The 21309-nt window shown below is 65.8% G+C and carries 25 protein-coding genes; 16 read left to right on the top strand and 9 right to left on the bottom strand.

Annotated elements, in window-relative coordinates; all coding sequences use genetic code 11:
* The first annotated feature begins 222 nt into the window (after nt 1-222).
* The 6 genes from nagZ to tatC all read left to right on the top strand — a co-directional run bounded on the left by nagZ (nt 223) and on the right by tatC (nt 4337).
* The gene (gene nagZ, locus AC4D6D_RS03615) at nt 223-1233 is read left to right on the top strand and encodes a beta-N-acetylhexosaminidase (RefSeq protein WP_491326535.1); all 1011 of its coding nucleotides are present in this window, start codon (nt 223-225) and stop codon (nt 1231-1233) included.
* A gap of 2 nt (nt 1234-1235) precedes the next feature.
* Complete coding sequence (locus tag AC4D6D_RS03620; protein ID WP_491326536.1) at nt 1236-2048, top strand: segregation and condensation protein A; 813 nt, start codon at nt 1236-1238, stop codon at nt 2046-2048.
* A 1-nt stretch (nt 2049) separates the two neighbouring features.
* Entirely contained in the window at nt 2050-2700 is a 651-nt protein-coding gene (scpB, locus tag AC4D6D_RS03625; RefSeq protein WP_491326537.1) for an SMC-Scp complex subunit ScpB, read from the top strand.
* A 107-nt stretch (nt 2701-2807) separates the two neighbouring features.
* The gene (locus tag AC4D6D_RS03630) at nt 2808-3047 is read left to right on the top strand and encodes a twin-arginine translocase TatA/TatE family subunit (protein ID WP_491326538.1); all 240 of its coding nucleotides are present in this window, start codon (nt 2808-2810) and stop codon (nt 3045-3047) included.
* Between the two features lie 24 nt (nt 3048-3071).
* Nucleotides 3072-3482, top strand: a complete 411-nt coding sequence (gene tatB, locus AC4D6D_RS03635) for a Sec-independent protein translocase protein TatB (RefSeq protein WP_491326539.1) — start codon at nt 3072-3074, stop codon at nt 3480-3482.
* 36 nt (nt 3483-3518) lie between these two features.
* Nucleotides 3519-4337, top strand: a complete 819-nt coding sequence (gene tatC / locus AC4D6D_RS03640) for a twin-arginine translocase subunit TatC (RefSeq protein ID WP_491326540.1) — start codon at nt 3519-3521, stop codon at nt 4335-4337.
* A gap of 182 nt (nt 4338-4519) precedes the next feature.
* On the opposite strand, the gene AC4D6D_RS03645 is transcribed toward tatC, so the two are convergent.
* From AC4D6D_RS03645 to AC4D6D_RS03655, 3 genes are all read right to left on the bottom strand, one after another.
* Nucleotides 4520-4939 (bottom strand): hypothetical protein, encoded by a 420-nt coding sequence (locus tag AC4D6D_RS03645; RefSeq protein WP_491326541.1) that lies wholly within the window; start codon nt 4937-4939, stop codon nt 4520-4522.
* Nucleotides 4939-7335, bottom strand: coding sequence for a DNA translocase FtsK (locus AC4D6D_RS03650; protein WP_491326542.1), 2397 nt, complete (start codon nt 7333-7335; stop codon nt 4939-4941). Before AC4D6D_RS03650 ends, AC4D6D_RS03645 begins: the two co-directional genes overlap by 1 nt.
* A gap of 124 nt (nt 7336-7459) precedes the next feature.
* Nucleotides 7460-8020 carry a thiamine phosphate synthase gene (locus tag AC4D6D_RS03655; RefSeq protein WP_491326543.1) on the bottom strand — a complete coding sequence of 187 codons (561 nt, stop codon included), beginning with the start codon at nt 8018-8020 and terminating at the stop codon, nt 7460-7462.
* Here AC4D6D_RS03655 and AC4D6D_RS03660 point away from each other — a divergent pair.
* Entirely contained in the window at nt 8019-8681 is a 663-nt protein-coding gene (locus tag AC4D6D_RS03660) for a YggS family pyridoxal phosphate-dependent enzyme (RefSeq protein WP_491326544.1), read from the top strand. The two genes, AC4D6D_RS03655 and AC4D6D_RS03660, sit on opposite strands and share 2 nt — an antisense overlap.
* 335 nt (nt 8682-9016) lie before the next feature.
* Here AC4D6D_RS03660 and AC4D6D_RS03665 read toward each other — a convergent pair whose 3' ends face one another.
* On the bottom strand, nt 9017-9583 hold the full coding sequence (locus AC4D6D_RS03665) for a hypothetical protein (RefSeq protein WP_491326545.1): 567 nt from the start codon (nt 9581-9583) through the stop codon (nt 9017-9019).
* Between the two features lie 262 nt (nt 9584-9845).
* On the opposite strand from AC4D6D_RS03665, the gene rplU reads away from it, so the two are divergent.
* The 4 genes from rplU to AC4D6D_RS03685 all read left to right on the top strand — a co-directional run bounded on the left by rplU (nt 9846) and on the right by AC4D6D_RS03685 (nt 12003).
* Nucleotides 9846-10142, top strand: a complete 297-nt coding sequence (gene rplU, locus AC4D6D_RS03670; RefSeq protein WP_021233963.1) for a 50S ribosomal protein L21 — start codon at nt 9846-9848, stop codon at nt 10140-10142.
* A gap of 24 nt (nt 10143-10166) precedes the next feature.
* Nucleotides 10167-10436, top strand: coding sequence for a 50S ribosomal protein L27 (gene rpmA, locus AC4D6D_RS03675; protein ID WP_021233962.1), 270 nt, complete (start codon nt 10167-10169; stop codon nt 10434-10436).
* Nucleotides 10437-10697: 261 nt separating this feature from the next.
* A complete protein-coding gene (locus AC4D6D_RS03680) occupies nt 10698-11285 on the top strand; it encodes a GNAT family N-acetyltransferase (protein ID WP_491326546.1) in 588 nt (195 codons plus the stop codon).
* A gap of 166 nt (nt 11286-11451) precedes the next feature.
* On the top strand, nt 11452-12003 hold the full coding sequence (locus AC4D6D_RS03685) for a GNAT family N-acetyltransferase (protein WP_491326547.1): 552 nt from the start codon (nt 11452-11454) through the stop codon (nt 12001-12003).
* A 12-nt stretch (nt 12004-12015) separates the two neighbouring features.
* Here AC4D6D_RS03685 and ygfZ read toward each other — a convergent pair whose 3' ends face one another.
* Nucleotides 12016-12762, bottom strand: coding sequence for a CAF17-like 4Fe-4S cluster assembly/insertion protein YgfZ (ygfZ, locus tag AC4D6D_RS03690; RefSeq protein ID WP_491326548.1), 747 nt, complete (start codon nt 12760-12762; stop codon nt 12016-12018).
* Between the two features lie 221 nt (nt 12763-12983).
* On the opposite strand from ygfZ, the gene AC4D6D_RS03695 reads away from it, so the two are divergent.
* Nucleotides 12984-13562 (top strand): nitroreductase family protein, encoded by a 579-nt coding sequence (locus AC4D6D_RS03695; RefSeq protein ID WP_491326549.1) that lies wholly within the window; start codon nt 12984-12986, stop codon nt 13560-13562.
* 96 nt (nt 13563-13658) lie between these two features.
* Here the strand turns inward: AC4D6D_RS03695 and AC4D6D_RS03700 are convergent, their stop codons facing one another.
* Nucleotides 13659-13991 carry a hypothetical protein gene (locus AC4D6D_RS03700; RefSeq protein WP_491326550.1) on the bottom strand — a complete coding sequence of 111 codons (333 nt, stop codon included), beginning with the start codon at nt 13989-13991 and terminating at the stop codon, nt 13659-13661.
* A gap of 275 nt (nt 13992-14266) precedes the next feature.
* Here AC4D6D_RS03700 and AC4D6D_RS03705 point away from each other — a divergent pair, with 275 nt between their 5' ends.
* Complete coding sequence (locus AC4D6D_RS03705) at nt 14267-14869, top strand: HPP family protein (protein WP_491326551.1); 603 nt, start codon at nt 14267-14269, stop codon at nt 14867-14869.
* Between the two features lie 7 nt (nt 14870-14876).
* Here the strand turns inward: AC4D6D_RS03705 and rarD are convergent, their stop codons facing one another.
* Nucleotides 14877-15776, bottom strand: a complete 900-nt coding sequence (rarD, locus tag AC4D6D_RS03710) for an EamA family transporter RarD (RefSeq protein WP_491326552.1) — start codon at nt 15774-15776, stop codon at nt 14877-14879.
* A gap of 206 nt (nt 15777-15982) precedes the next feature.
* On the opposite strand from rarD, the gene AC4D6D_RS03715 reads away from it, so the two are divergent.
* Together AC4D6D_RS03715 and AC4D6D_RS03720 are read left to right on the top strand one after the other, a co-directional pair.
* A complete protein-coding gene (locus AC4D6D_RS03715; RefSeq protein ID WP_491326553.1) occupies nt 15983-16393 on the top strand; it encodes a glycine zipper 2TM domain-containing protein in 411 nt (136 codons plus the stop codon).
* A gap of 293 nt (nt 16394-16686) precedes the next feature.
* Nucleotides 16687-17397 (top strand): hypothetical protein, encoded by a 711-nt coding sequence (locus AC4D6D_RS03720; RefSeq protein WP_491326554.1) that lies wholly within the window; start codon nt 16687-16689, stop codon nt 17395-17397.
* Nucleotides 17398-17399: 2 nt separating this feature from the next.
* Here AC4D6D_RS03720 and AC4D6D_RS03725 read toward each other — a convergent pair whose 3' ends face one another.
* Entirely contained in the window at nt 17400-18866 is a 1467-nt protein-coding gene (locus AC4D6D_RS03725) for a succinylglutamate-semialdehyde dehydrogenase (protein ID WP_491326555.1), read from the bottom strand.
* Nucleotides 18867-18961: 95 nt separating this feature from the next.
* Nucleotides 18962-20374 (bottom strand): protein adenylyltransferase SelO family protein, encoded by a 1413-nt coding sequence (locus tag AC4D6D_RS03730; RefSeq protein ID WP_491326556.1) that lies wholly within the window; start codon nt 20372-20374, stop codon nt 18962-18964.
* A gap of 67 nt (nt 20375-20441) precedes the next feature.
* On the opposite strand from AC4D6D_RS03730, the gene AC4D6D_RS03735 reads away from it, so the two are divergent.
* A complete protein-coding gene (locus tag AC4D6D_RS03735; RefSeq protein ID WP_491326557.1) occupies nt 20442-21302 on the top strand; it encodes an alpha/beta fold hydrolase in 861 nt (286 codons plus the stop codon).
* The last annotated feature ends 7 nt before the right edge of the window (nt 21303-21309 follow it).

Below are 21309 nucleotides of genomic sequence, written 5' to 3' on the forward strand. Positions count from 1 at the left end.
CCCTGCCTTAGCCGTTGCGAGCCCATGGCGGCGTCGGGAGACTTAATGGCTGCGCCGCAAGGAGCGCACGGCGGATAGGTAGTGCGCGAGGTCGCCAATTCCGAGGGTCTGGGGGATCTCCTGAGCTTGTCGAAGGGCCCCAGGACTTCTCCCTTCCCTGTCCACACTTCCCGAATCCGGAATTCTTGCGAAAACCGCAGAATCCTGCGACCAAGCACGCTTATGACACCCGCGATCTTCGGCCTTTCCGGGCTGACCCTCAGCGCCGACGAGCGCGCGTTCTTCCGCGATGCCGATCCGGCCGGCTACATCCTGTTCGGCCGCAATGTGCAGGACCGCGAGCAGCTTCGCGCGCTGACCGATGATTTGCGCGCCATCCATGGGCGCGAGCGGCTCTACATCACCATCGACCAGGAAGGCGGGCGCGTCGCGCGGATGAAGCCGCCGGTGTGGTCAGCCTATCCGCCGGGCGGGGCGTTCGACAGGCTCTACGATCTTGCTCCGGCCAGTGCGATCGAGGCGGCGCGGGACAATGCCGAGGCGCTCGGGTTGGACCTTGCCGAAGTGGGCGTGACTGCCGACGCGCATCCGCCGCTCGACATACGCCACCCCGGCGCGCACGACATTGTGGGGGACCGTTCTTTCGGCGGCGACCCGATGCGCGTCGCGGCGCTGGGCCGGGCGACGTTGCAGGGGCTGGCGCGGGCCGGGATCGTCGGCTGCGTGAAGCACATCCCCGGCCATGGCCGCGCGATGGCGGACAGCCACAAGGAACTGCCGACCGTCGAGGCGAGCGAGGAAGAGCTGGAAATCGATATCGAGCCTTTCCGCACTTTGAAGGACGTGCCTTTCGCGATGACCGCGCATGTCCGCTACACGGCGTGGGACGCGGAGAACCCGGCGACGCTCTCGCCTTTCGTGATCCGCGAGATCATCCGCGAGCGCATCGGCTTCACCGGCCTGCTGATGAGCGACGACCTCGACATGCAGGCGCTGTCCGGCAGCGTGCCCGAGCTTGCGGAGCGCTCGATCGCGGCGGGCTGCGACATTGCGCTCAATTGCTGGGCGAAGATGGACGACATGATCGGCATTGCGAACCGCGTTCCGGCGATGAGCGCGCAGGCGCTCGAAAAGCTGGACCTTGCGCTGGCCTCGGTCGTGGGGGCGCAATCCACCGGAACCCACGCGGAACTGCTCGCCCGTCGCGACGCTCTGCTGGCGCTGGCGGGTTGAGCATGGACGCGCCTTCCGAACTTCCCCTCGATCTTCCTGCTGCCGACGGCGGCTGGGAGGGCGAGGAGCGGGCCGAAGCCCGCAAGGAAGCGCTCTATCTGGAGATCGACGGCTGGGAAGGCCCGCTCGATCTACTGCTCGATCTCGCGCGGCGGCAGAAGGTGGACTTGCGCCGGATCTCGATCCTCGAACTGGTCGCCGCCTATCTCGACTATATCGACCGGGCCGAGGCGCTGCGGCTGGAACTGGCGGCGGACTATCTGGTGATGGCGGCCTGGCTTGCCTACCTGAAGTCCTCGCTGCTGCTGCCCAAGGACGAGCAGGCCGATCCCAGCCCCGAGGAACTGGCCTTGCGGCTGCAACTGCGCCTGCAACGGCTCGGTGCGATGCGCGAGGCGGCGGCGCGGCTGATGGGGCGCAACCGGCTTGGCCGTGACGTCTTCGCGCGCGGCGCGCCGGAAGGGCTGCGGGTGGAGCGCAAGTCGGCCTGGCAGTGCTCGTGGTACGATCTCGTGCGCGCCTATGGCGACGTGAAAGTGCGCAGCCAGCCGGTGGTCCACATGGTCCGCGAGCGCATGGTGATGACGCTCGACAGCGCCATCGCCCGTGTCTCCACCATGCTCGGGGTCTCGCTCGACTGGATGGATCTTCGCGATTTTCTCCCTCCCGCGAGCGACAGCTGGGCCAATCCGCAACTGCGGCGCTCGGCGCTGGCTTCCAGCTTCGTCGCCGCTCTCGAACTCGCGCGCACCGGCAAGGCCGAGATCGCGCAGGAGCAGACGTTCGGTCCGCTCCGCCTGAAGGCCTGCAAGTAATATGACGGAACCGATGGACGACCTTCTCCGCGCCGTGGAGGCGACGCTGTTCGCCGCCGAACAGCCGTTGACCGTCGAGCAGATTTCGAACCACCTTGGCCAGGCGGACGTGCGCCCGGCGCTCGCCCGGCTGCGGAAGGACTACGAAGGTCGCGGCGTGCTGCTGGTGGAGCGGGGCAAGCGCTGGCACTTCGAGACCGCGCCGGACCTTGCCCATCTGCTGCGCCGCGAGAAGGAAGACGTGCGCCGTCTTTCGCGCGCGGCGACCGAAGTGCTGGCGATCGTCGCCTATCACGAGCCGGTCAGCCGCGCCGAGATCGAGGCGATTCGCGGGGTCCAGACCGCCAAGGGCACGCTGGACGTGTTGATGGAGGCGGGCTGGGTGCGCGTCGCCGGACGCCGCGAGGTGCCGGGCCGTCCGGTGATCTACGCGACGACGCCCGATTTCCTGGCGCATTTCGGGTTGGGGTCGCTCAGGGAACTGCCGGGACTGGAGGAACTCCGCGCGGCGGGCCTGCTCGATCCTGTGGATGACGAGATGATCGAGACCGCGCTGCGCCCCGGTAAGGTGCCCGGAGAAGACGAGGAAGCTGAGGACGGGTCGGCGGAAGGGCTTGTCGATCCGGACCTCTTCCCGGAAGATGACCGCTAAGCGACCGGACTTGGTCATATCAATGACGGACTGGCAAGTTCGCGGTAAAATGCCTAGATGGGCTTTATGCGGTCGGAATCGGTCGCACGGTTTTTGGAGTTGAGGTTATGGGTAGCTTCTCGATCTGGCACTGGATGATCGTCCTGGTGATCGTACTCGTGCTGTTCGGACGCGGCCGCGTGTCGGAAATCATGGGTGATTTCGGCAAGGGCATCAAGAGCTTCAAGCAGGGCATGAACGAGGAAGAGAACAAGACCTCCTCGACCACTGCCCCGCAGATCACCGCCCAGCAGGGCGATGCTCCGGTTGCTCAGGCGAAGGCCGAGAACAAGACCGAGCAGTCTTAAGAACGCTCTGGACCCGCGCTCGCAATGTTCGACGTAGGTGCTTCAGAACTGCTTCTGATCGTCATAGTGGCGGTCGTCGTCATCGGGCCGAAGGATATGCCTTTGGCGATGCGGACGGCCGGGCGATGGATCGGCAAGATGCGCAAGGTCTCCGGCCATTTCCGCGCCGGCATCGACGCCATGGTGCGCGAGGCCGAACTGGAGGAAATGGAACGCAAGTGGCGTGAGCAGAACGAGGCCATCATGAAGGCCAATCCCGTTTTGCCCGACATGAACCAGATGCAGGCGCCGACCGGCTCGGAAACGCCTTCGCTTCCGCATCCGACTGAAAATGCGCCAGTTGCCGAGGGTGACGGGGTGGGTGAAGCTCAAGCCAAGCCCGCGCCGAAGCCTGCCGAGCAGGCCGAAATGCATCTTCCGCCGCCGCCGCCCTGATCTTTCAGACCAAGTTCCTCTTTTAGAAGCCGCACCATGCAGCCCTTCCGCATTTTAGACATAGACGATACGCAGGCGCCGCTGCTCGAACACCTGATCGAGCTGCGCACCCGGCTCCTGCGCGCCTTTCTGGCCTTCGCGGTGGCTTTCGGCGTCTGCTTCTATTTCTCCAGCGACATCTTCGCGTTCCTCGTCCGTCCACTGACGGAGGCGTTTCCGCCCGGACAGGGCAAGCTGATCTACACCAAGCTCTACGAGGCCTTCTTCGTGGAAGTGAAGATCGCGCTGTTCGCGGCGTTCTTCGTCAGCTTCCCGGTGATCGCCAACCAGATCTGGCAGTTCGTGGCCCCCGGTCTCTATGCCAAGGAAAAGAAGGCGTTCCTGCCGTTCCTGGTGGCGACGCCGATCCTTTTCACGATGGGCGCGGCTCTGGCCTATTACGTGGTGATGCCGACGGCCTTTCATTTCTTCCTGACCTTTGAGGGGCAGAAGGGTGGCCTCAAGCTCGAAGCGCTGCCCGGCACCGGCGACTATCTGGCGCTGGTCATGCAGTTCATCCTCGCCTTCGGCATCAGCTTCCTGCTGCCGGTGCTGCTGATGCTGCTCAACCGGGCCGGGATCATCACCCGCGCGCAGTGTGTCGGCGCGCGTCGTTATGCGATCGTCGGCATCTTCATCATCGCTGCTGTCGCGACGCCACCGGATGTGGTGTCGCAGCTCCTGCTCGCGATCCCGCTGCTGGCGCTCTACGAAGGCACGTTGCTGTTCATGTGGTTCACCGAAAAGCGCGATGCGCGCGAGAAGGCGACCGAGGAAGCGCAGGCACCTGCCGAGACCGGCACGCCGACAGCCTGACACGCGCGCGCAGTGCGATTGCTTTGCTAAGCTCGCAATGAACGAGGTGGAGGAGCCTGTTACCTGACGATGGCGCCGGGAGACCTACTCGCTGCCAGCGAGCGCACAACGAATAGGCAACGCGCAAGGTAGACATTCCGAGGGTCTGGGGGATCATCCTCCAGGACTTCTCTTCATTTGTCTTACCTCGGCAACCTGCCCGTACAGACATATTTGAGCACAAGCCCGTCCTCCCCGACCCACTGCACGGCTGAGACCGCAGGGCTGGCCTCGCTCCAATCCCGCAAGACGACCCCATCGGGCCGAACGATCTGCCAGTGGTAGGCGAGCGCGCGGCTTCCGGCGCAGTCCACCGCGCGGTCCATGTAGAGCAGGGTCCCGGCCGGATATCCCGCGTTGGGGCGGAGCAGGACCTGCATCTGCCGGAACTGCCGCCCGATCATGCCGGTGCGGGCGCTGGCCTTGTCGACATAGACGCGGCGGCCCATCAGGTTCTCGACCTGGGGCACGAAGAGGCGCTGCCACTGGGCTGCCGTGTCTGCGGCGACGGCGGGCGTCGCCAGCAGGCTTAGCAGCACCAGGCAGCGCCTGATCGGCGACATCAGAGCGGCGATCCGTTCTCGTCGCGGTAGATGTCGCGGCGGCCGACGTGGTTCGCCGGGCCGACGTAGCCGTCCTGCTCCATGCGCTCCACCCACTTGGCGGCGGTGTTGTATCCCACGCCCATCTGGCGCTGCAGCCAGGATACCGAGACCTTCTGGTTCTCGAACACCAGCTGGCAGACCTGACGGTACTTGCGCTCTTCCGGCTGGTCGGAGGCGGTGGCGTCGAGGTCGTCGAAGCCGAACGAGCCTTCTTCCGGCTCGTTGGTGACGGCATCGACGTAGTCGGGCTTGCCCTGTGCGCGCCAGTGATCGGCAACGTGTTCGACTTCCTCGTCCGAGACGAAGGGGCCGTGGACGCGCTTCACCGGGTCGGAGCTGGGCTTGTAGAGCATGTCGCCCTTGCCCAGCAGCTGCTCGGCGCCCTGTTCGCCCAGAATGGTGCGGCTGTCGATGCGGCTGGTGACGGCGAAGGACACGCGGGTCGGCAGGTTGGCCTTGATGACGCCGGTGATGACGTCGACCGAGGGGCGCTGCGTCGCCATGATCAGGTGGATGCCCGCCGCGCGGCTCTTTTGCGAGAGACGCTGGATCAGCACTTCGATTTCCTTGCCGACTGTGACCATGAGGTCGGCCAATTCGTCGACGATGAGGACGATCTGCGGCAGCGTCTCGTAATCGAGTTGGCGGTCCTCGTAGAGTTCCTCTCCCGTTTCGGGGTCGAAGCCGATCTGGATGCGGCGACCGAGCGGCTTGCCTTTGGCGGCGGCGGCGCGGACCTTCTCGTTGAAGCTGGCGAGGTTGCGGACGCTGATCTCGCTCATCTGGCGATAGCGGCGTTCCATCTCCTCCACCGCCCACTTCAGCGCGCGCACGGCCTTGGGCGGCTCGGTGACGACGGGCGAGAGCAAGTGCGGGATGTCGTCGTAGCTCTTGAGTTCCAGCACCTTGGGATCGACCAGGATCAGGCGGCACTGCGCCGGCGTCAGACGGTAGAGCAGCGAGAGCAGGATCGTGTTGAGACCCACCGACTTACCCGAACCGGTGGTACCGGCAACCAGCAAGTGCGGCATCGTTGCAAGGTCTGCGACCACCGGCTCACCGGCGATGTCCTTGCCGAGGATGATCGGCAGCATGCCCTTGTGCTCGGCGAAGGCCTCGGAGGCGACCATCTCCTTGAACGAGACCATCTGGCGGTCCGCGTTCGGCAGTTCGATGCCCATGACCGTGCGGCCGGGGATCGAGGACACGCGGGCCGAGATCGCGCTCATGTTGCGGGCGATGTCGTCGGCCAGGCCGATCACGCGGCTGGACTTGATGCCGGGCGCCGGTTCCAGTTCGTACATGGTGACGACCGGGCCGGTGCGCACGGCGGTGATCTCGCCCTTCACATTGAAATCGTCCAGCACGGTTTCGAGCAGGCGGGCGTTGCGTTCGAGGCTAAGCTTGTCGATCTTCGGCTGCGAGTTGGGCGGCGGATCCTTCAGCAGGTCGAGGCCCGGCAGAGCGAACTTGTCGAACATGTCCTTCTGGCGATTGCCGATGTTGAGCTGTGCGGGCGTGGCAGCGGCCTTGGGATCGCTGATCTCGGGCGCCTTGCGCGGCTTTTCCGCCGGGCCGTCGAAGGCGGCGGCGGGCGGAGCATCGATGCGGGGGGCGGCCTTGGGCTTGTCGGCTTCTTCGGTGCCCTCGCGCGGTTTGGTCTTTTCGGCGACGGCAGGCGAGGTCTCGCCTTCGCCGCGCAGGCGTCCGATCCGGCCGGGCAGCGTGAGCAGGCGGACCCAATCGACGGCAAAGACCCGCCCTGCCAACGCGACACCGGCCAGTGCGCAAAGCAGCGCCAGCACCAGCTTGATCCAGCCCTGCACGATTTCGGGCGCGAAAGCGGCGAGGCCGGTCACGGCCTTGGCGCCGAGCAGGCCGGTGATGCCGCCCATCGAAGCGGGTAGCACGCCGCCGGGCGCGGTGAAGACCAGCGACATGACCGTGGCGATCAAGGTCATCGCGATCGCCAGCACCGCCACCGGGCGCCACCAGCGCTGGTTGGAATGCTCGATCTCGTTGTCGTCCTCCTCGACCAGCAACCAGAGTTTGCGGGCGAAGACGTAGAGCAGGGGAACGAAAAGCGCCGAAACTGGGCCGAACAGCACAAGCGCGCGTTCCGCCACCCAGGCTCCGACCGCGCCCATCCAGTTCTGCGCCGGGCCGCCTGCGGCGGTCGAGGCAGAGGGGTCGGTCTGGTGATAGCTTGCCAGCGCGAGGGCGAGAAAGGTCATCGCCGCGAACAGCGTCAGCGCGCCGCTCAGTTCGGAGGCGCGGCGCAGCGAGCGCTTGAGAACGGCACGCCAGTTCGGCTTGGCGATACGCCGTCCGGGCGCGAGGGGCCGGGTGGCCATTAGGAATTCCCCCTGAAATCGGGCTCTGATCAGGCCCCGGATAATGCGCTCCGGCGGGACTCGCCGTCAAGAATGGATCGGGAACAGGCCTGTGGGCGACTCGTCCGCTGCCCGGGCGGGTTACTTAGGCAAGGCCCTGGATCGCCGCCCATGTCCGCGTCGGCAGATGGCGCGCGCGATGCCGGGTCATGCCGCCCAGGGCAATCACCGGAACGGCGGATCGTGCGGCGAGAAGGTGGAATCGCACCGGCCCGAGCGTTGCCGCGCCGGGATGGGAGCGGGTCGGGTAGACGGGCGAAAGCAGTACCGCATCGGCGCGGGCGCGTGTCGCACTGGCCAGTTCGCGCAGGGAATGGACGGTCACGAGCCGCAGTGTCGCGGGGCCTCGAGCCAGTTTTTCCGCCGCCCCATAAGCGCCGTCGGCCTTCCACGCCCGAGCCTGCCGCGGCGTGCCGGACAGGATCACGCGGTGCCCGAAGCGCCGGGCCACGCGGGCGAGGGCCTCGAACCGGGCGCGGCGTTCGGCCGGCGCGAGGTGGTAGTGCCGATAGATCAGCCCCGATCCACGCGGCAGGCGGGCGAGCGCACGCTCCAGCGCAGGGTCGTTGCGGGCATCGCTGATGAGCCAGATCTGGGGAAGAGGCGGGTGGCGGTTCGGCACGAAGCCGCTATAGCAGCGCGCCATGGATCAGCCAGCAACTCCTCTCGAAGACATCCGCACCCGTATCGCCCAGGCCGCCCGCATTGCCGGGCGCGAAGAGGCCTCGGTCGAACTCGTCGCCATTTCCAAGACCCACCCCCCCGAGGCGATCGCGCCCCTGATCGCTCAGGGCCAGTGCGTGTTCGGCGAGAACCGCGTGCAGGAAGCCGAGGCCAAGTGGCCCGCCCTGCTACAGGAAAACCCCGAGGTGCGGCTGCATCTCGTCGGCCAGCTGCAGTCGAACAAGGCCGAGGATGCGCTGGGTCTGTTCCACAGCATCCATTCGCTCGACCGGCCTTCGCTGGTCGCGGCGCTGGGCAAGGCGATGGACAAGACCGGCCGCCGCGTGCCCTGCTTCGTGCAGGTCAATATCGGCGCCGAAGACCAGAAGGGCGGCTGTGCGATCACGGACGTGCCCGCGCTGCTCGCCTCCGCGCGCGAGGCGCAGATTCCGGTCGCGGGCCTGATGTGCGTGCCGCCGCTCGGGATCGAGGCCGCGCCGTTCTTTGCGCTGCTGGCGAAGATCGCGGCGGACAACGGGATCTCGCAGCTCTCGATGGGCATGAGCGAGGACTTCGAGACCGCAGTGATGCTCGGTGCGACGCATGTGCGGGTCGGCAGCGCGCTGTTTGGTGCGCGGGGCTGAGGCTTTATCTTAGGTCGGGGCCTCGGCCGCGAAATTTTCTCCGTTTGATCGGCGTCAAATCTTTCGCTGCGAAACGGCGCCATGGGGTCGGCAGGAGATGGTAATCTCCCGCCGGTCTCGCGGCATCGAACTTTCGAGCGGAAGGCTGACTGTGGGCGAGGCCATTCAGGTCCTCGCTTCCCGTGCTGATCCCGGGTTGGGGATTGGCCGTCCCACTATCTTGGCCTTGAGGTGATTGCGCCTCTCGATTCGTATCTGAGCCGGGGGGCTTTCAGGTCGGCATCGAATCCGTTCGGACAACCCCTCCCTCGCAAGGTGGAGGGGTTTTTCGTATCTTAAGCCTTCAGGCGCGTGTCCAGCACGGAGATCACGTCATTCTGGCCGTTCACAAGGGCCTGCACTTGCTCGCGCGCGGTATCGATGGCCTTGGCGCTGGGCGATTCCTCCACGGGTTCGGCCTGGCGCGCATCGGCGTAGAGTGAATCGAGATCGGCAAGAGCTGCCACGGTCGTGTCGCGGCTGGCCTGGAGCGCCGAGACCGCGACTTGCGCCGAAATCCACGAATCGCTGGTGCGCGCCGCGCGGGCGGCGGCCGAAACCGCGCGGTCGGCGGCAGGGCGCTTGGCGGCGAATTGCTTGTCCGAGGCCTGTGCAGCGGCGACGAGGCCGCTGATTCGGGCGGTCAGGTCGGCGCTCGCCGGGGGGAACTGGACCGGCGGCGGTGCCGGTTCGGCGGCTGCTGGCATGGCAGTGCGCTCCACCGCGCGATAGGCCAGCGAAGGATAGCTTCGGGCCGTGGAACAGGCGCAGAGGCTGAGGGAAAGCGCGGAAACGAGCGCCAATGTCGGGAAATGGCCCCGGAAACGGGCAGGGAAACGGACTGGTGCGCGGGTCATGGGCATGCCATAGCATGGTCAGGGCCGATCGCGAGCGTCAATCCATGGCAGGCCATGGTCCAATAGCGTTTCCCGGCCTTTCCCCGGCCACTCGCTGGTTGACACGAATCGGTCGCTGGACTAACGGCACCATTCTTTCCGGAACCCCATGCAAATGGGGATGCCGGTGCGTCGCCCGCAAGGCTCCACGGTTCCTTCCTGGACCAGAGCGGCCGGGGCAAAGTTGTTTCGGCCTGTTTAGGGCTCATTGAGATTAGGTAAGGGCACCATGTTCGCAGTTGTGCGCACGGGCGGCAAGCAGTATCGGGTTGCCGCCGGAGACAAGATCGCGGTTGAAAAGCTGGCTGGTGAAGCCGGTGAGACCATCACGCTGGGCGACGTTCTGCTCGCCGGCAACGAAGGCGAAGTCGCCGACGCCTCGAAGATCACGGTTTCGGCCGAGATCATCGCTCAGGCCAAGAGCGAAAAGGTCGTGGTGTTCAAGAAGCGCCGCCGCCACAACTATCGTCGCAAGAACGGCCACCGCCAGCAGATGACCCTGCTGCGCATCGTGTCGGTCGCCTGAGCCAAAGATCGGAAGGACTGAGCAATGGCACATAAGAAAGCAGGCGGTTCGTCGCGCAACGGTCGCGACTCTGCGGGCCGCCGTCTTGGCGTTAAGAAGTTCGGCGGTCAGGAAGTGATCGGCGGCAACATTATCATCCGTCAGCGCGGCACCCGCGTGTACCCGGGCGTAAACGTCGGTATGGGCAAGGACCACACCCTCTTCGCGCTTGCCGAAGGTCGCGTGCGTTTCCACGACGGCAAACTCGGCCGCAAGTACGTGTCGGTTGACGCCATGGCAGAAGCCGCCGAATAATCGGATGGTCTATACCAGGGCCATCCTTACGGGATGGCCCCGCCGACCTTCAAGGGTCGGCTGAACGAGGGAGAAGGGCCAGCCCGTCTCCCTCTTTTCGTGTCTCCCTCACGCACGGCACAGCAGTTTCGCAGAGCGACCGATCCTTACATTTTCTTACGAATTTGCGCGGATATTTCAGGCTCTTCGGGCGTTGTGCGTAATCGCAATGTCACGCGCAAATCCTAGGGAAAGCGCGGGGCGGATGAGTGGAGATACTCTATGTTCGTTCGCAGCGAACGGCTGTTCCTGAGGCCCGGCTGGTCCGAGGATCAGGATGAACTGCTGGCCCTGATCGCCGACGAAGCCGTCGTGCGCAATCTGGCGCGCGCGCCCTGGCCTTATACCGACGAGGATGCCCGGCGTTTCCTCGAAGCGCCGCAGGACATGCTGCTGCCGCGCTTCCTGATCACCCAGCCTGGCGCCCACGGCACCCGCATCGTCGGCTGCATCGGTCTCTCGCTGCTCGATGGCGAAGTGAACCTCGGCTACTGGATCGCCCGCGAGCACTGGGGGCAGGGCTTCGCGAGCGAGGCGGCCCGCGCTGTTCTCTCGCTGGCGCGAGCGATCGGCCACAAGCGGATCATCGGCAGCCATTTCCTGGACAATCCCGCTTCCGGCCGCGTGCTGGAGAAGGTCGGCTTCCGGCCTACCGGCCGTGTCACCGAGCGGTTCAGCGAAGGACGGGGAACGCACGGTCTCTCGCGGGAGTATGCGGTCGAATTCGATTCGCCCGGCGATTGTGACGATGACTGTCCGAATTCCGGTTTCGGAAGCGGCCAGTCCGTTGCGGCCAGGCACGCGGCCTGAATCGCGCTCTCTATTAAGTGCCTAAGGAAAAAGCGCTCTTCGGTGGATGACGGGATCCATCGAAGAGTCCGTCGCGGCAATTTCCCAAGCCGTAGCAAAATCCGTGCAAAGCAACTGTCTTTGTGCATAGTATGGGACGCAAAATAATAAAAACGGAGAACTGCCCATGTTCGTCCGCACGGAGAGATTGTTCCTGAGGCCCGGCTGGCCGGAAGATGTCGACGATCTTGTCGAGGCCATTTCCGACGATGCTGGAGAGCGCAAGCTCGGCGCAGGCGAATTGCCGCGTTCGATGGGGGCCATGCGCGATTATCTGGCAAGACCGCGTGACCCGCGCCTGCCGCACTTCTTCATGTATCTGCGTTCACCCGGTGGACCCAAGCTGGTGGGCGGTATCGGTCTTGGACGGATCGAGGATGAGGTGGAACTCGGCTACTGGATCGCGCCGTGCCATCGCGGACGGGGTTTTGCCCGCGAAGCGGTGCGGGCAGTGCTGGCGCAGGCCCGGTCACTGGGGCATCGCCGCGTGGTCGTCAGCCATTTTGCGGACAATCCCGCCACGCGCGAAGTGCTGGAGGAAACCGGTTTCGCGGACAGCGGGGCCGAGTGCGAACGCTTCAGCCACGGCGAGCCAGTACGGGCCAGGATCTACGTCGCCAATCTGACGGAGCGGCCTTTCCGCCATGAAGCTGCGGTCGCAGGGGCGCTCCCGGCCTGAGAACCTGTCTTATCAGGCGGGAAATTCAAGCCACTTCGGCGCGAGCTTCGGGTCGATGTCCTCGACGCGCAGATGGTCCACTGCCAGCCCGAGTTCGGGATAGGCGGCGCGGCGGCGCTTCTCGTCCGAGCGGGCGAGGGGCACCACGATCAGGCGGCGGTTGACCTTCTGCCGCCAGTTCATGCGCGCGGTATTCTCCTGCCCGACATAGCAGCCCTTGGTAAAACTGACGCCGTTCAGTTCCACGGCATTGCATTCCAGCCAGAGCGTCTCGCCCTCGCCCAGTTCGGCGCGGCCTTCGGGCACGCCCATGGCCAGACGGTGGGCGCGCCAGGCGGCATCGGCGCTTTCGGCTTCGGAAGGGTCGGTGGGGTCGATCGGCGCGATCCAGCGTTCGCCGAGGCCGTGGTGGCGCGGATCGGAGGCGGCGCCGTCACCCGTATGGGCGCGCCAGTGGACGGCCAGCGAATCGTCGCGGGCAATGTCGATGGCGCGGCGCAGGCGGTACATCGACAGGCGCTTGACCAGCGCGTCGGCCACCTCGGTCTCGCAGTCGATCAGCAGGCTCTTGCCGCCGGGCCAGACGATGAAATCGAACAGCGCCTTGCCCTGCGGCGAGAGCAGCGCCGCCCAGGCGGGCAGCACTTTCGACACGTCGGCGGTGACGAGGCCCTGAAGGAACTGGACGACGTCTTCGTTTGAATCGGGGCGGGGGGAAAGCCGGATAAGGGCGCGGTCGAACAGGCGGCTGGCGGTCATGCCCGATAAGTGGGGCAGAGCGTGCCCATGCGCAAGGCGCTGGATTCGGCAAAAAAGCGCAACCCGCGGCGGCGAGGCCGTGGCAAGCGGGGCGCCCATGGCGAGATCGACGACTTTTCCAAAGAATGGAACAGTTCGGTTTAAATTATCTCGATTCCCCGATGCTCGTGCGCAGGCTATCCCCGCTCCCAGATTTCACCACCCTGCCAAGGATACCTGAGATGACCGGACGCACTGCCCATCCCAAAGTCGAAAAGCTGATCGTCGATCGCTGGTCGCCGCGCGCTTTCGACGGCAGCGAGATTCCGCAGGAAGACCTCGACGTGATCTTCGAAGCCGCCGGTTGGGCGCCTTCGGCCTACAACGTGCAGCCCTGGACTTTCCTCTACGCGAAGAAGGGCGATGCCAACTGGGACCTGCTGCTTTCGCAGCTGATCGAGTTCAACCAGGGCTGGGCCAAGGACGCCTCGGCGATCGTCTACGTCGTGTCCGATAGCCAGATGCGCTCGGACAAGGGCAATTCGAACAACCACAGCCATAGCTTCGACGCCGGTGCCGCCTGGGCGCTGGCCGCGCTTCAGGCGCAGGCACTGGGCTACCACACCCACGGCATGACCGGGCTGAAGTTCGGCGAGGCGGAAGCCGCCCTCGGCATTCCCGCCGATCATCGTCTGGAAGCTGCCTTCGCCATCGGTCGGATCGGCGACAAGAGCCAGCTTCCCGAATTCCTTCAGGAGCGCGAAGTCGCCTCGAACCGCAAGCCGGTGGCCCAGATCGCCAAGGCGGGCAAGTTCGCCTGATCGGATAGGGCGCTTCGGACCCTCCTCCCTCCTGTCATCGGGGCGCCTTGAGAAGCCCGGTCCGCCTTTCCCTAGGGCGGACCGGGCTTTTCCGTTTCAGAACTTGCGCTTTACCCCCACCATGAGCCGGTTGCTGACCATGCCGTTGGGAAAGCGTTCGGCCTGAAGATGGACGTCGGCGGTGGTGTTTTCGTCCAGCTTCATGTCGAGGCGGGGCGGACCTTCAGGAATGTCGTAGCCTTCGGGCAGGGGGCGCAGGCGCTCTTTCTCCGGATCGGGCGCGCAGACCACGATCTCGCCCGCGCGGCCTTCCGGGCAACGTGGGCGGATTACGCTGAAAGAAGCACCGGGAGTACTGCGCATCTGCCGGAGATCGAAAGCGTCCACCGTCTGTTCGGAGGCGAGAGGGGCGGCATCGATCGCAGGCATGGGAAGGGCTCCATCGGAAGCCCGCAGGCAATCATCCGAAGGTGGCCGATTTGCGGCACTGGCGGCGCCGTACCATGACGAACCCGGTTACAATTTGTCTATCGCCTGCCCTAGCACGACTCGGCTCGCCATCGCGCGGCGAGAGGTTCATAGGCCACCCGTTTGCTGATGATATTGCCAGGAGGTCTGGGCCGGTGGCGGCTGGATGGTTGAATAACGCTGGGCATGGAAGCCTGAAGACACGTCTTGCCTGGGCACGCGGTGCGTTCGGAGGGATGCTGGGGATTGCACTGGCGGGCGGCATTACCATGCTGCTCGAAATGAAGGGCGTGGAGATGGGCGGGCTTTCGACGCTCCCGTTCCTTGTCGCGCCGCTCGGCGCTTCGGCGGTGCTGGTGTTCTGCGTTCCCGCCAGCCCTCTGGCGCAGCCGTGGTCGGTGATCGGTGGGAACATGATCTCGGCGATCGTCGGCCTTTCCATGGGCCATCTGCTGGGCAACCCCTGGCTGGCCGCTTCGACCGGCGTGGGGCTGGCGATCGTGGCCATGTCGCTCACTCGCAGCCTCCATCCGCCGGGCGGAGCCTGCGCCTTGCTCTATGCGCTGGGAGCGACGGGGGAGCAGCACTGGGGTATCGGCTATCTGGTGCCGCTGGCGCTGAACCTGATCTTCCTGTTCCAGGTCGGCTGGCTCTACAACAACCTGACCGGTCATCCCTGGCCGCACCGTGCACCGAAAGTGCATCACAAGGCGCCGGAGCCTTACACCCGCGAGGATATCGAGGCGCTGCTGGGCGAGTGGGACGAAGTGCTCGACGTCGATATCGACGATATCGACGCTTTCGTGCAGGCGCTGCTGAAGCGGGGCCGCAAGGCCTGATCCGACCTCAGGCCGTCGCGGCCTTGCGCCTGCGGGACAGCAGGTCCCAGCAGAACACCGCGATGGCCGTCCAGATGAACAGGAAGCAGACGATCTGGATCGGCTTCAGCGGTTCGCCGAAGACGAAGAGGCCCATCAGGAACACACCTGTCGGCGTCACGAACTGAATGAAGCCGAGCAGGGAGAAGTCCAGCTTGCGTGCCGCTCCGGCAAAGAGCAGCAGCGGAATGCCGGTGACGATGCCCGCGCAGGCCAGCAGCAGACTGGTGGTGACCGATTGGCCCATGGCGAGGCCTGCCGGGCTCGTGCCCTGCCAGATCAGCATGCCCAGTGCGGGCACCAGCAGCACCAGAGTTTCCACCGTCAGGCCTGGCAGCGATTCGACCGGGGCCAGTTTGCGGACAAGGCCGTAGCCCGAAAAACTCAGCGCCAGCCCCATGCTGATCCACAGGGTATCGAGCGCCCCCCAGGACAGGATGGCGACGCCGATCGCGGCGAGGCTCACCGCCGTCCATTGCAGGCGCGACAGCCGCTCGCGCAGGAACAGCGTTCCGGCCAGCACATTGACCAGTGGGTTGATGTAATAGCCGAGGCTGGCGGCAAGGACATGGCCTTCCATGACCGCGATCACGTAGACCAGCCAGTTGGTGCCGATCAGCAGCCCGCTCAGCGCCAGCGCGCCTAGGATGCGCGGATTGCCCAGCGCCGCGCGCAGTTGCGTGCCCTGCCGCAGCACCGCCACCATCACCAGGCAGAACGGCAGGGTGAAAAGCAGGCGCCAGGCCACGACTTCGAACGGCGAAACCGCATGAAGCGCCGCAAAATAGAGCGGGAACAGGCACCAGATGAAATAGGCGCCGAAAGCCTGGGCTAAGCCGCCGGAGCGGCGCGAGGGTGTGGGCTGCATCGAAAATCCCGTGGATGGCCTGCTGCGATAGGTGTGAAAATGCCGGTTCGGCAAGCGGTTCGTCGCAACATGGTCCTCGCTTCATCGCTATTGCGAATTCTGACAGCCGTGTTGCGGATTGTTCAGCTTCGTTCGCTTAAAGATGAATGCGTACCGCGGATCGAGCCTCAAACGGCACCCTCCCGGCAATGACGAGGAGATTTGAGATGAACGCATTTTTCAAGGCTACCGCCCTCGCTGCCGCAACGGCCAGCCTGGCGACTGCTCTTCCCGCTTCGGCCGCCGTCAGCTTCGCGCCGACGCAGAGCTTCGAGGCCCCCGGCGAACAGAGCTATGGCCACTGGCGCGAACGCTATTCGCGTGAAGACCGTCGCCGCGGCTACGGCAACCGCGACCACTACTATCGCGGCGACCGTGGTTATCGGGGCGACCGTCGTTACTACGACTGCCGCCGCTCGGGCGGCACCACCGGCCTGCTGGTAGGCGGTGCGGCAGGTGCCCTTGCCGGCCGCGCCATCGACACCCGCGGCGATCGCGCCACCGGCACCGTGCTAGGCGCCGCCGCCGGTGCCCTGCTGGGCCGCGAAGTGGAGCGCGGCGGCTCGCGCTGCCGCTAAGCCTGACGAAATAGAAACTGGCTTCCCCGCGAGGACGGCGACTTGCGGGGGAGACCTCCCGAGCTCCATGAGTACGGGTGGGAGAGGGCGTCTGCGACCTTAGGGCCGCAGGCGCCTTCGACCTGTTTGGTCGGTTCCCGCTTCGTAAGGTCTTGCGCCTCGGTCATCCCATTTTGGAACGCGGGCCGCTTTAACCCTGTGCCGCGCTTGAATCTTCGCCGTTTACCGGGAAGGTTCGATCCCTACCGCCATGCTGAGGCGATCTCTTGGCCCGGCACAGGAAGGACGGGATTATGAAGGCTACCGCCACGAGGGTTACCGCTGCCGGTCTGGGGCTTCTCGCACTGGCGGGTGCGCTGGCGCTGGCGGGCTGCAATTCGAAGCAGAAGCCCGAGGCGGCGGAAAGCGATTCGGCCATGGGCGGCTCGCTCGGAGACCGGATCGTCGTCGATCCGGAGAAGGCGGGCGGGAGCACATCTGCTGCGATCAGCCTTCAACCCGCCGCCAGCACCCCCGAAGCCGTGGCTGCCGCGAAGAAATCCGCCGCCGATGCCGCCGGAGGTAAACTCCTGCCCGCGCCCGTGCCGCAGAAGGGCGGTGCCTCGGCCCTGGCGCAGAATGCCGCCTCGGCAGCGCAGATCAGCGATGCCGCGCGCAAGGCTAAGACCGATTGCGCAGGCAAAGTGCAATATTCCGAAGGCTGGGCGAAAAAGTTGCCCGCCGCCATTCCCGTCTATCCGCGCGGTGCGGTGCAGGAAGCGGCAGGAACCGATGCCGACGGCTGCGCGCTGCGCGTGGTCAACTACGCCACCCCGGTCTCGCCCGAGGATGTCATGAGCTTCTATTACTCGATGGCCCAGCGCGGTGGTTACAGCGCCGAGCATCGGATCGACGGCAGCGACCATGTGATCGGCGGCCGCAAGGGCGGACAGGCCTATGTCGTCTATGCCCGCAAGCTGGACGGCGGCGTTACCGAGGTCGATCTGGTCGCCAGCGGCAAGTAGCCTTATCGCAGCCCGACCCCGATCATCGCGCGGGGCTGTTCCATCTCGCCGGAGGCGACCGGATAGGCGCAGTAGTCCGCCGCATAGTAGCCGCTCGGATGGTGGTTTCCGGAAAGCCCGATCCCGCCCATCGGTGCGGCATGGCTCGGCCCGGTGGTCGCGCGGTTCCAGTTGACGATACCGGCGCGGACATTGGCCCAGAAGCGGTTGTAGTCTTGCGGAGAACCGCCGACCAGCGAGGCGGCCAGGCCGAAGCGGGTATTGTTGGCCTCGGCAATGGCCTCGTCGAAATCGTCGACGCGTATCACCTGGAGGATTGGGCCGAACAGTTCGACATCGGGGCGGTCCTTCATCGCCGTGGTGTCGATGATCGCCGGGCTGAGGAACGGCAGCGAATCGTCGCTGCGCACCAGATGCTTGATCGCCCTTCCGCCGTTGCTCAGCAGATAGAGGAAGCTTTCGGTCAGTCCATCCGCCGCCAGGTTGTCGATCACCGGCCCCATGAACGGGGCCGGTTCGTCGAACGGGGCGCCGACGATCACGCGGTCGGCCAGCGCTTTCACTTCCGCGATCGCGGCGTCGTAGAGCGAGTTTTTCACGATCAGCCGCCGCGCGGCGGTGCAGCGCTGCCCGGCCGAGGAAAAGGCGGACTGGACGATCAGCGCGGCGGCATCGGTCAGCTTCGGCGTATCCCACAGGACGATCGGATTGTTGCCGCCCATTTCCAGCGCCACCAGCTTGTCGGGCCGGGCGGAGAGGCGGCGGTTGATCGAGATGCCGGTATTGGCCGAGCCGGTGAACAGCACCCCGTCGATGCCGTCGTGCGCCACGAAGTCCTGCCCTTCGAGCGGCCCGCCCGCGGCGAACTGCATGACGGCGGCGGAAATCCCGGACCGGTGGAAGCAGCGTGCGAGCATCTCGCCGGTGGCGGGGGCCTTCTCGCTCGGCTTGAAGATCACTGCATTGCCCGCGAGCAGGGCGGGGACGATATGGGCGCTGGGCAAATGCGCGGGAAAGGCGAACGGCCCGAGCACGACCAGCACGCCATGCGGCTTGTGGCGCACCGCCATCGTGCCCTGAAGCGCCGAATCGAGCTTCCGCTGGCTGGTCCGCTCGGCATAGGCGCGGATCGAGATTTCGACTTTGGCGACCACGCTTTCCACTTCGGCGCGGGCCTCCCACAAGGGCTTGCCGACTTCGCGGGCGATCGTGGTGGCCAGCTTTTCGGCATCCTTGCGCACTTCGTTGGCGAAGCGGCGCAGCAGTTCTATGCGGGTGGCGAGCGGCTGCGCGGCCCAGGTCGGCCAGGCGCGCCGGGCGCGGCTGACCACCTCGTAGACGTCGCAAGGCTTGCCGCGCCAGATCTCCGCGCCCGTCGCCGGCTCGTAGGAGACGATGTCGGTCACGTTTCCGGCCTCGCTGGCGATGGAGGGTTGCCGGGTGCTGTATGCGCTCGCTGTCGCGCCCATGAAGATGCTGGTCCGCTCTGGATAACTCGCTGTCGGATAGGCTCTTGCACAGGTATTCCTACCGGGATGCTAACGGCGGATGTAATCCTTTGGGGTCAGCCTTCCGACAAGTGTCCGGCGGGCGTGGGCGCGGGGCCGAGCTGGCGGCCCAGTTCGCGGATTTCCGCGACGCGGGCGTGGAGCGCGGACCAGTCGTCATGCCGGTCGATTTCGCTCCAGATGCGTTCCACCTCGTCGATCAGCGTGCTCGGCGGGAGGGGCTGCTGCCAGAACGGGTCCGAGGCGTCGGCGGCGGGAGCGTAAGCGCGCAGAAGCTCTCCGAATCGGTCCTGCTCCGCGTTTCTCCCGCCTCGATGGTGGAAGAAGAACTGCTCGGGCGCCTCTCCGCTTGCGACCATGGCCTGTTCGGCGGCCTGGATCAGTGCCGAGTCCTGCTCCAGCCCTTGTGGCGTCACCCCGAGGCGCCAGGTGAAGCGGCGGCTCATCGCCTGCTGGTAGAGCGGCGCGAAGCGGTCGAGCGCGGCCACCAGCGGCTCGGTCGTCGTCAACATGCTGATAGCAATGGCCAGTTGGCCGCAGTTCCACAGCACCGCTTCCGGCTGGCGCCCGAAGGCATAGAGGCCGGAATGGTCAAAATAGGCGGCGGTGAAACGCGGGTCCCAGCGCGGCAGCCAGCGCCAGGGGCCATAGTCGAAGCTCTCGCCCGAAATGTTCATGTTGTCGGTGTTGAGCACGCCGTGGACGAAGCCCGCGACCATCCAGCTCGCCGCGAGATCGGCCATGCGCTCGACCACCTGATGGAGCAGGATCACGGCGGGTTCGTCGCGGCCCGGTGCGTTCTCGGGGGGCAGGTTGCCGGGGAAGGTTTCGAGGCAATAGGCCACGAGCGCTTCCATGTGGTCCTTCTCTTCCAGCGCGAGCAGGCGCTGGAACGTGCCGATGCGGATATGGCCGTGGCTGAGCCGGACCATCGCCGCCGAGCGCGTCGGCGAAGGCTCGTCGCCGCGCCAGAGTTCCTCGCCGGTCTCGATCACCGAGAAGGTCTTGCTGGTGTAGACGCCCAGCGCCTCCAGCATCTCGGTGGCGAGAATCTCGCGCACCGCGCCTTTCAGCGTCAGCCTGCCGTCGCCGTCGCGGCTGTAGGGCGTCTGGCCCGAGCCTTTGGTGCCGAAGTCGAGCACGCGGCCTTCCCCGTCCAGCAACTGGGCATGGAGGAAGCCGCGTCCGTCGCCGATATTGGGGTTGTAGTTGCGGAACTGGTGGCCGTGATAGCGCAGCGCCAGCGGTCGGGGCAGGTTGCCCGGCAGCGGCTCGAAGCGTCCGAAATGGGTGATCCAGTTCTCGTCGTCGAGCGCGTCCAGACCGACCGCAGCGGCCCAGCGGTCGTTGCGGAAGCGCAGGATATGCTTCGGAAAATCGGCAGGCGCCACCGGACTGGCGATCCAGTCGGCGATAGCCTCGATACGGGGGGCAGGGCGGTAGGCACTTGCTTGCGGTTCACTTCGCATCGGGCAATAGTGGCGATCCGATGCCCGTCGATCAAGCCGGGCCACAAGATGAGGTCGCGGCTTCGGCATGACGGTATTCGAGGATCGGTTCTGGTCGAGCCGGGATGGGTTGAAGCTGCACTTTCGGGATTATCCCGGTGAATCGGAGGAACGTCCGCCGATCGTCTGCCTCCATGGCCTGACCCGCAATGCCCGCGATTTCGATGTCCTGGCCGAGCGTCTCTCGCCGCGCTGGCGGGTAATCTGCCCGGACATGCGCGGTCGCGGCGACAGCGAATATGCCCGCGATTCGGCCAGTTACAACCCGGTCCAGTACGGCGAGGACCTGCTGGAACTGCTGGAGCAGGAAAAGATCGACCGCTTCATCGCCATCGGCACTTCGCTGGGCGGGCTGATGACGATGGGGCTGGCCACGATGATCCCGGACCGGATCGTGGCCGCGGTCATCAACGACGTCGGGCCGTTCCTCGAACCCGCCGGGGTGGAGCGGATCAAGGACTACGTGGGGCAGGGGCGCAGCTATCCCACCTGGGTCCATGCCGCCCGTGCGCTGGAGGACAACCAGAGCGAGGCCCATCCCGGCAAGCCGCTGGATTTCTGGATCGGCCGGGCCAAGCGCCTGATGACCGTTTCCAATGCCGGGCGCGTGGTCTTCGACTACGACATGAAGATCGCCGAGCCGTTCCTGGGCTACGACGTCGACGACCAGCCCGATCTCTGGCCTGCCTGGGAAGCGCTGGCGGGGCGGCCGGTGCTCGTGCTGCGCGGGGCGCTCTCCGACCTGCTTTCCGCCGCGACGCTGGACAAGATGCTGCGCCGCCTGCCCGGCGCCGAGGCAGTAACGTTGGACGATGTCGGCCATGCCCCGACGCTGGACGAACCCGAATCCGTCGCCGCGATCGAGCGGCTGCTGGCCCGCGCCGCCTGAGCACCAC

The organism is Novosphingobium sp. BF6, assembly GCF_058273105.1.

Coding starts and splice junctions, on each gene's coding strand:
- AC4D6D_RS03720 (WP_491326554.1), top strand. CDS start 16,687: ATGAAGGCTACCGCCACGAGGGTTACCGCTGCCGGTCTGGGGCTTCTC.
- nagZ (WP_491326535.1), top strand. CDS start 223: ATGACACCCGCGATCTTCGGCCTTTCCGGGCTGACCCTCAGCGCCGAC.
- AC4D6D_RS03650 (WP_491326542.1), bottom strand. CDS start 7,335: ATGGCCACCCGGCCCCTCGCGCCCGGACGGCGTATCGCCAAGCCGAAC.
- AC4D6D_RS03695 (WP_491326549.1), top strand. CDS start 12,984: ATGACCGGACGCACTGCCCATCCCAAAGTCGAAAAGCTGATCGTCGAT.
- AC4D6D_RS03685 (WP_491326547.1), top strand. CDS start 11,452: ATGTTCGTCCGCACGGAGAGATTGTTCCTGAGGCCCGGCTGGCCGGAA.
- scpB (WP_491326537.1), top strand. CDS start 2,050: ATGACGGAACCGATGGACGACCTTCTCCGCGCCGTGGAGGCGACGCTG.
- AC4D6D_RS03715 (WP_491326553.1), top strand. CDS start 15,983: ATGAACGCATTTTTCAAGGCTACCGCCCTCGCTGCCGCAACGGCCAGC.
- tatB (WP_491326539.1), top strand. CDS start 3,072: ATGTTCGACGTAGGTGCTTCAGAACTGCTTCTGATCGTCATAGTGGCG.
- AC4D6D_RS03620 (WP_491326536.1), top strand. CDS start 1,236: ATGGACGCGCCTTCCGAACTTCCCCTCGATCTTCCTGCTGCCGACGGC.
- AC4D6D_RS03705 (WP_491326551.1), top strand. CDS start 14,267: ATGCTGGGGATTGCACTGGCGGGCGGCATTACCATGCTGCTCGAAATG.
- AC4D6D_RS03645 (WP_491326541.1), bottom strand. CDS start 4,939: ATGTCGCCGATCAGGCGCTGCCTGGTGCTGCTAAGCCTGCTGGCGACG.
- AC4D6D_RS03680 (WP_491326546.1), top strand. CDS start 10,698: ATGTTCGTTCGCAGCGAACGGCTGTTCCTGAGGCCCGGCTGGTCCGAG.
- AC4D6D_RS03660 (WP_491326544.1), top strand. CDS start 8,019: ATGGATCAGCCAGCAACTCCTCTCGAAGACATCCGCACCCGTATCGCC.
- AC4D6D_RS03700 (WP_491326550.1), bottom strand. CDS start 13,991: ATGCCTGCGATCGATGCCGCCCCTCTCGCCTCCGAACAGACGGTGGAC.
- ygfZ (WP_491326548.1), bottom strand. CDS start 12,762: ATGACCGCCAGCCGCCTGTTCGACCGCGCCCTTATCCGGCTTTCCCCC.
- tatC (WP_491326540.1), top strand. CDS start 3,519: ATGCAGCCCTTCCGCATTTTAGACATAGACGATACGCAGGCGCCGCTG.
- rplU (WP_021233963.1), top strand. CDS start 9,846: ATGTTCGCAGTTGTGCGCACGGGCGGCAAGCAGTATCGGGTTGCCGCC.
- AC4D6D_RS03655 (WP_491326543.1), bottom strand. CDS start 8,020: ATGGCGCGCTGCTATAGCGGCTTCGTGCCGAACCGCCACCCGCCTCTT.
- AC4D6D_RS03725 (WP_491326555.1), bottom strand. CDS start 18,866: ATGGGCGCGACAGCGAGCGCATACAGCACCCGGCAACCCTCCATCGCC.
- AC4D6D_RS03630 (WP_491326538.1), top strand. CDS start 2,808: ATGGGTAGCTTCTCGATCTGGCACTGGATGATCGTCCTGGTGATCGTA.
- AC4D6D_RS03730 (WP_491326556.1), bottom strand. CDS start 20,374: ATGCGAAGTGAACCGCAAGCAAGTGCCTACCGCCCTGCCCCCCGTATC.
- rpmA (WP_021233962.1), top strand. CDS start 10,167: ATGGCACATAAGAAAGCAGGCGGTTCGTCGCGCAACGGTCGCGACTCT.
- rarD (WP_491326552.1), bottom strand. CDS start 15,776: ATGCAGCCCACACCCTCGCGCCGCTCCGGCGGCTTAGCCCAGGCTTTC.
- AC4D6D_RS03735 (WP_491326557.1), top strand. CDS start 20,442: ATGACGGTATTCGAGGATCGGTTCTGGTCGAGCCGGGATGGGTTGAAG.
- AC4D6D_RS03665 (WP_491326545.1), bottom strand. CDS start 9,583: ATGCCCATGACCCGCGCACCAGTCCGTTTCCCTGCCCGTTTCCGGGGC.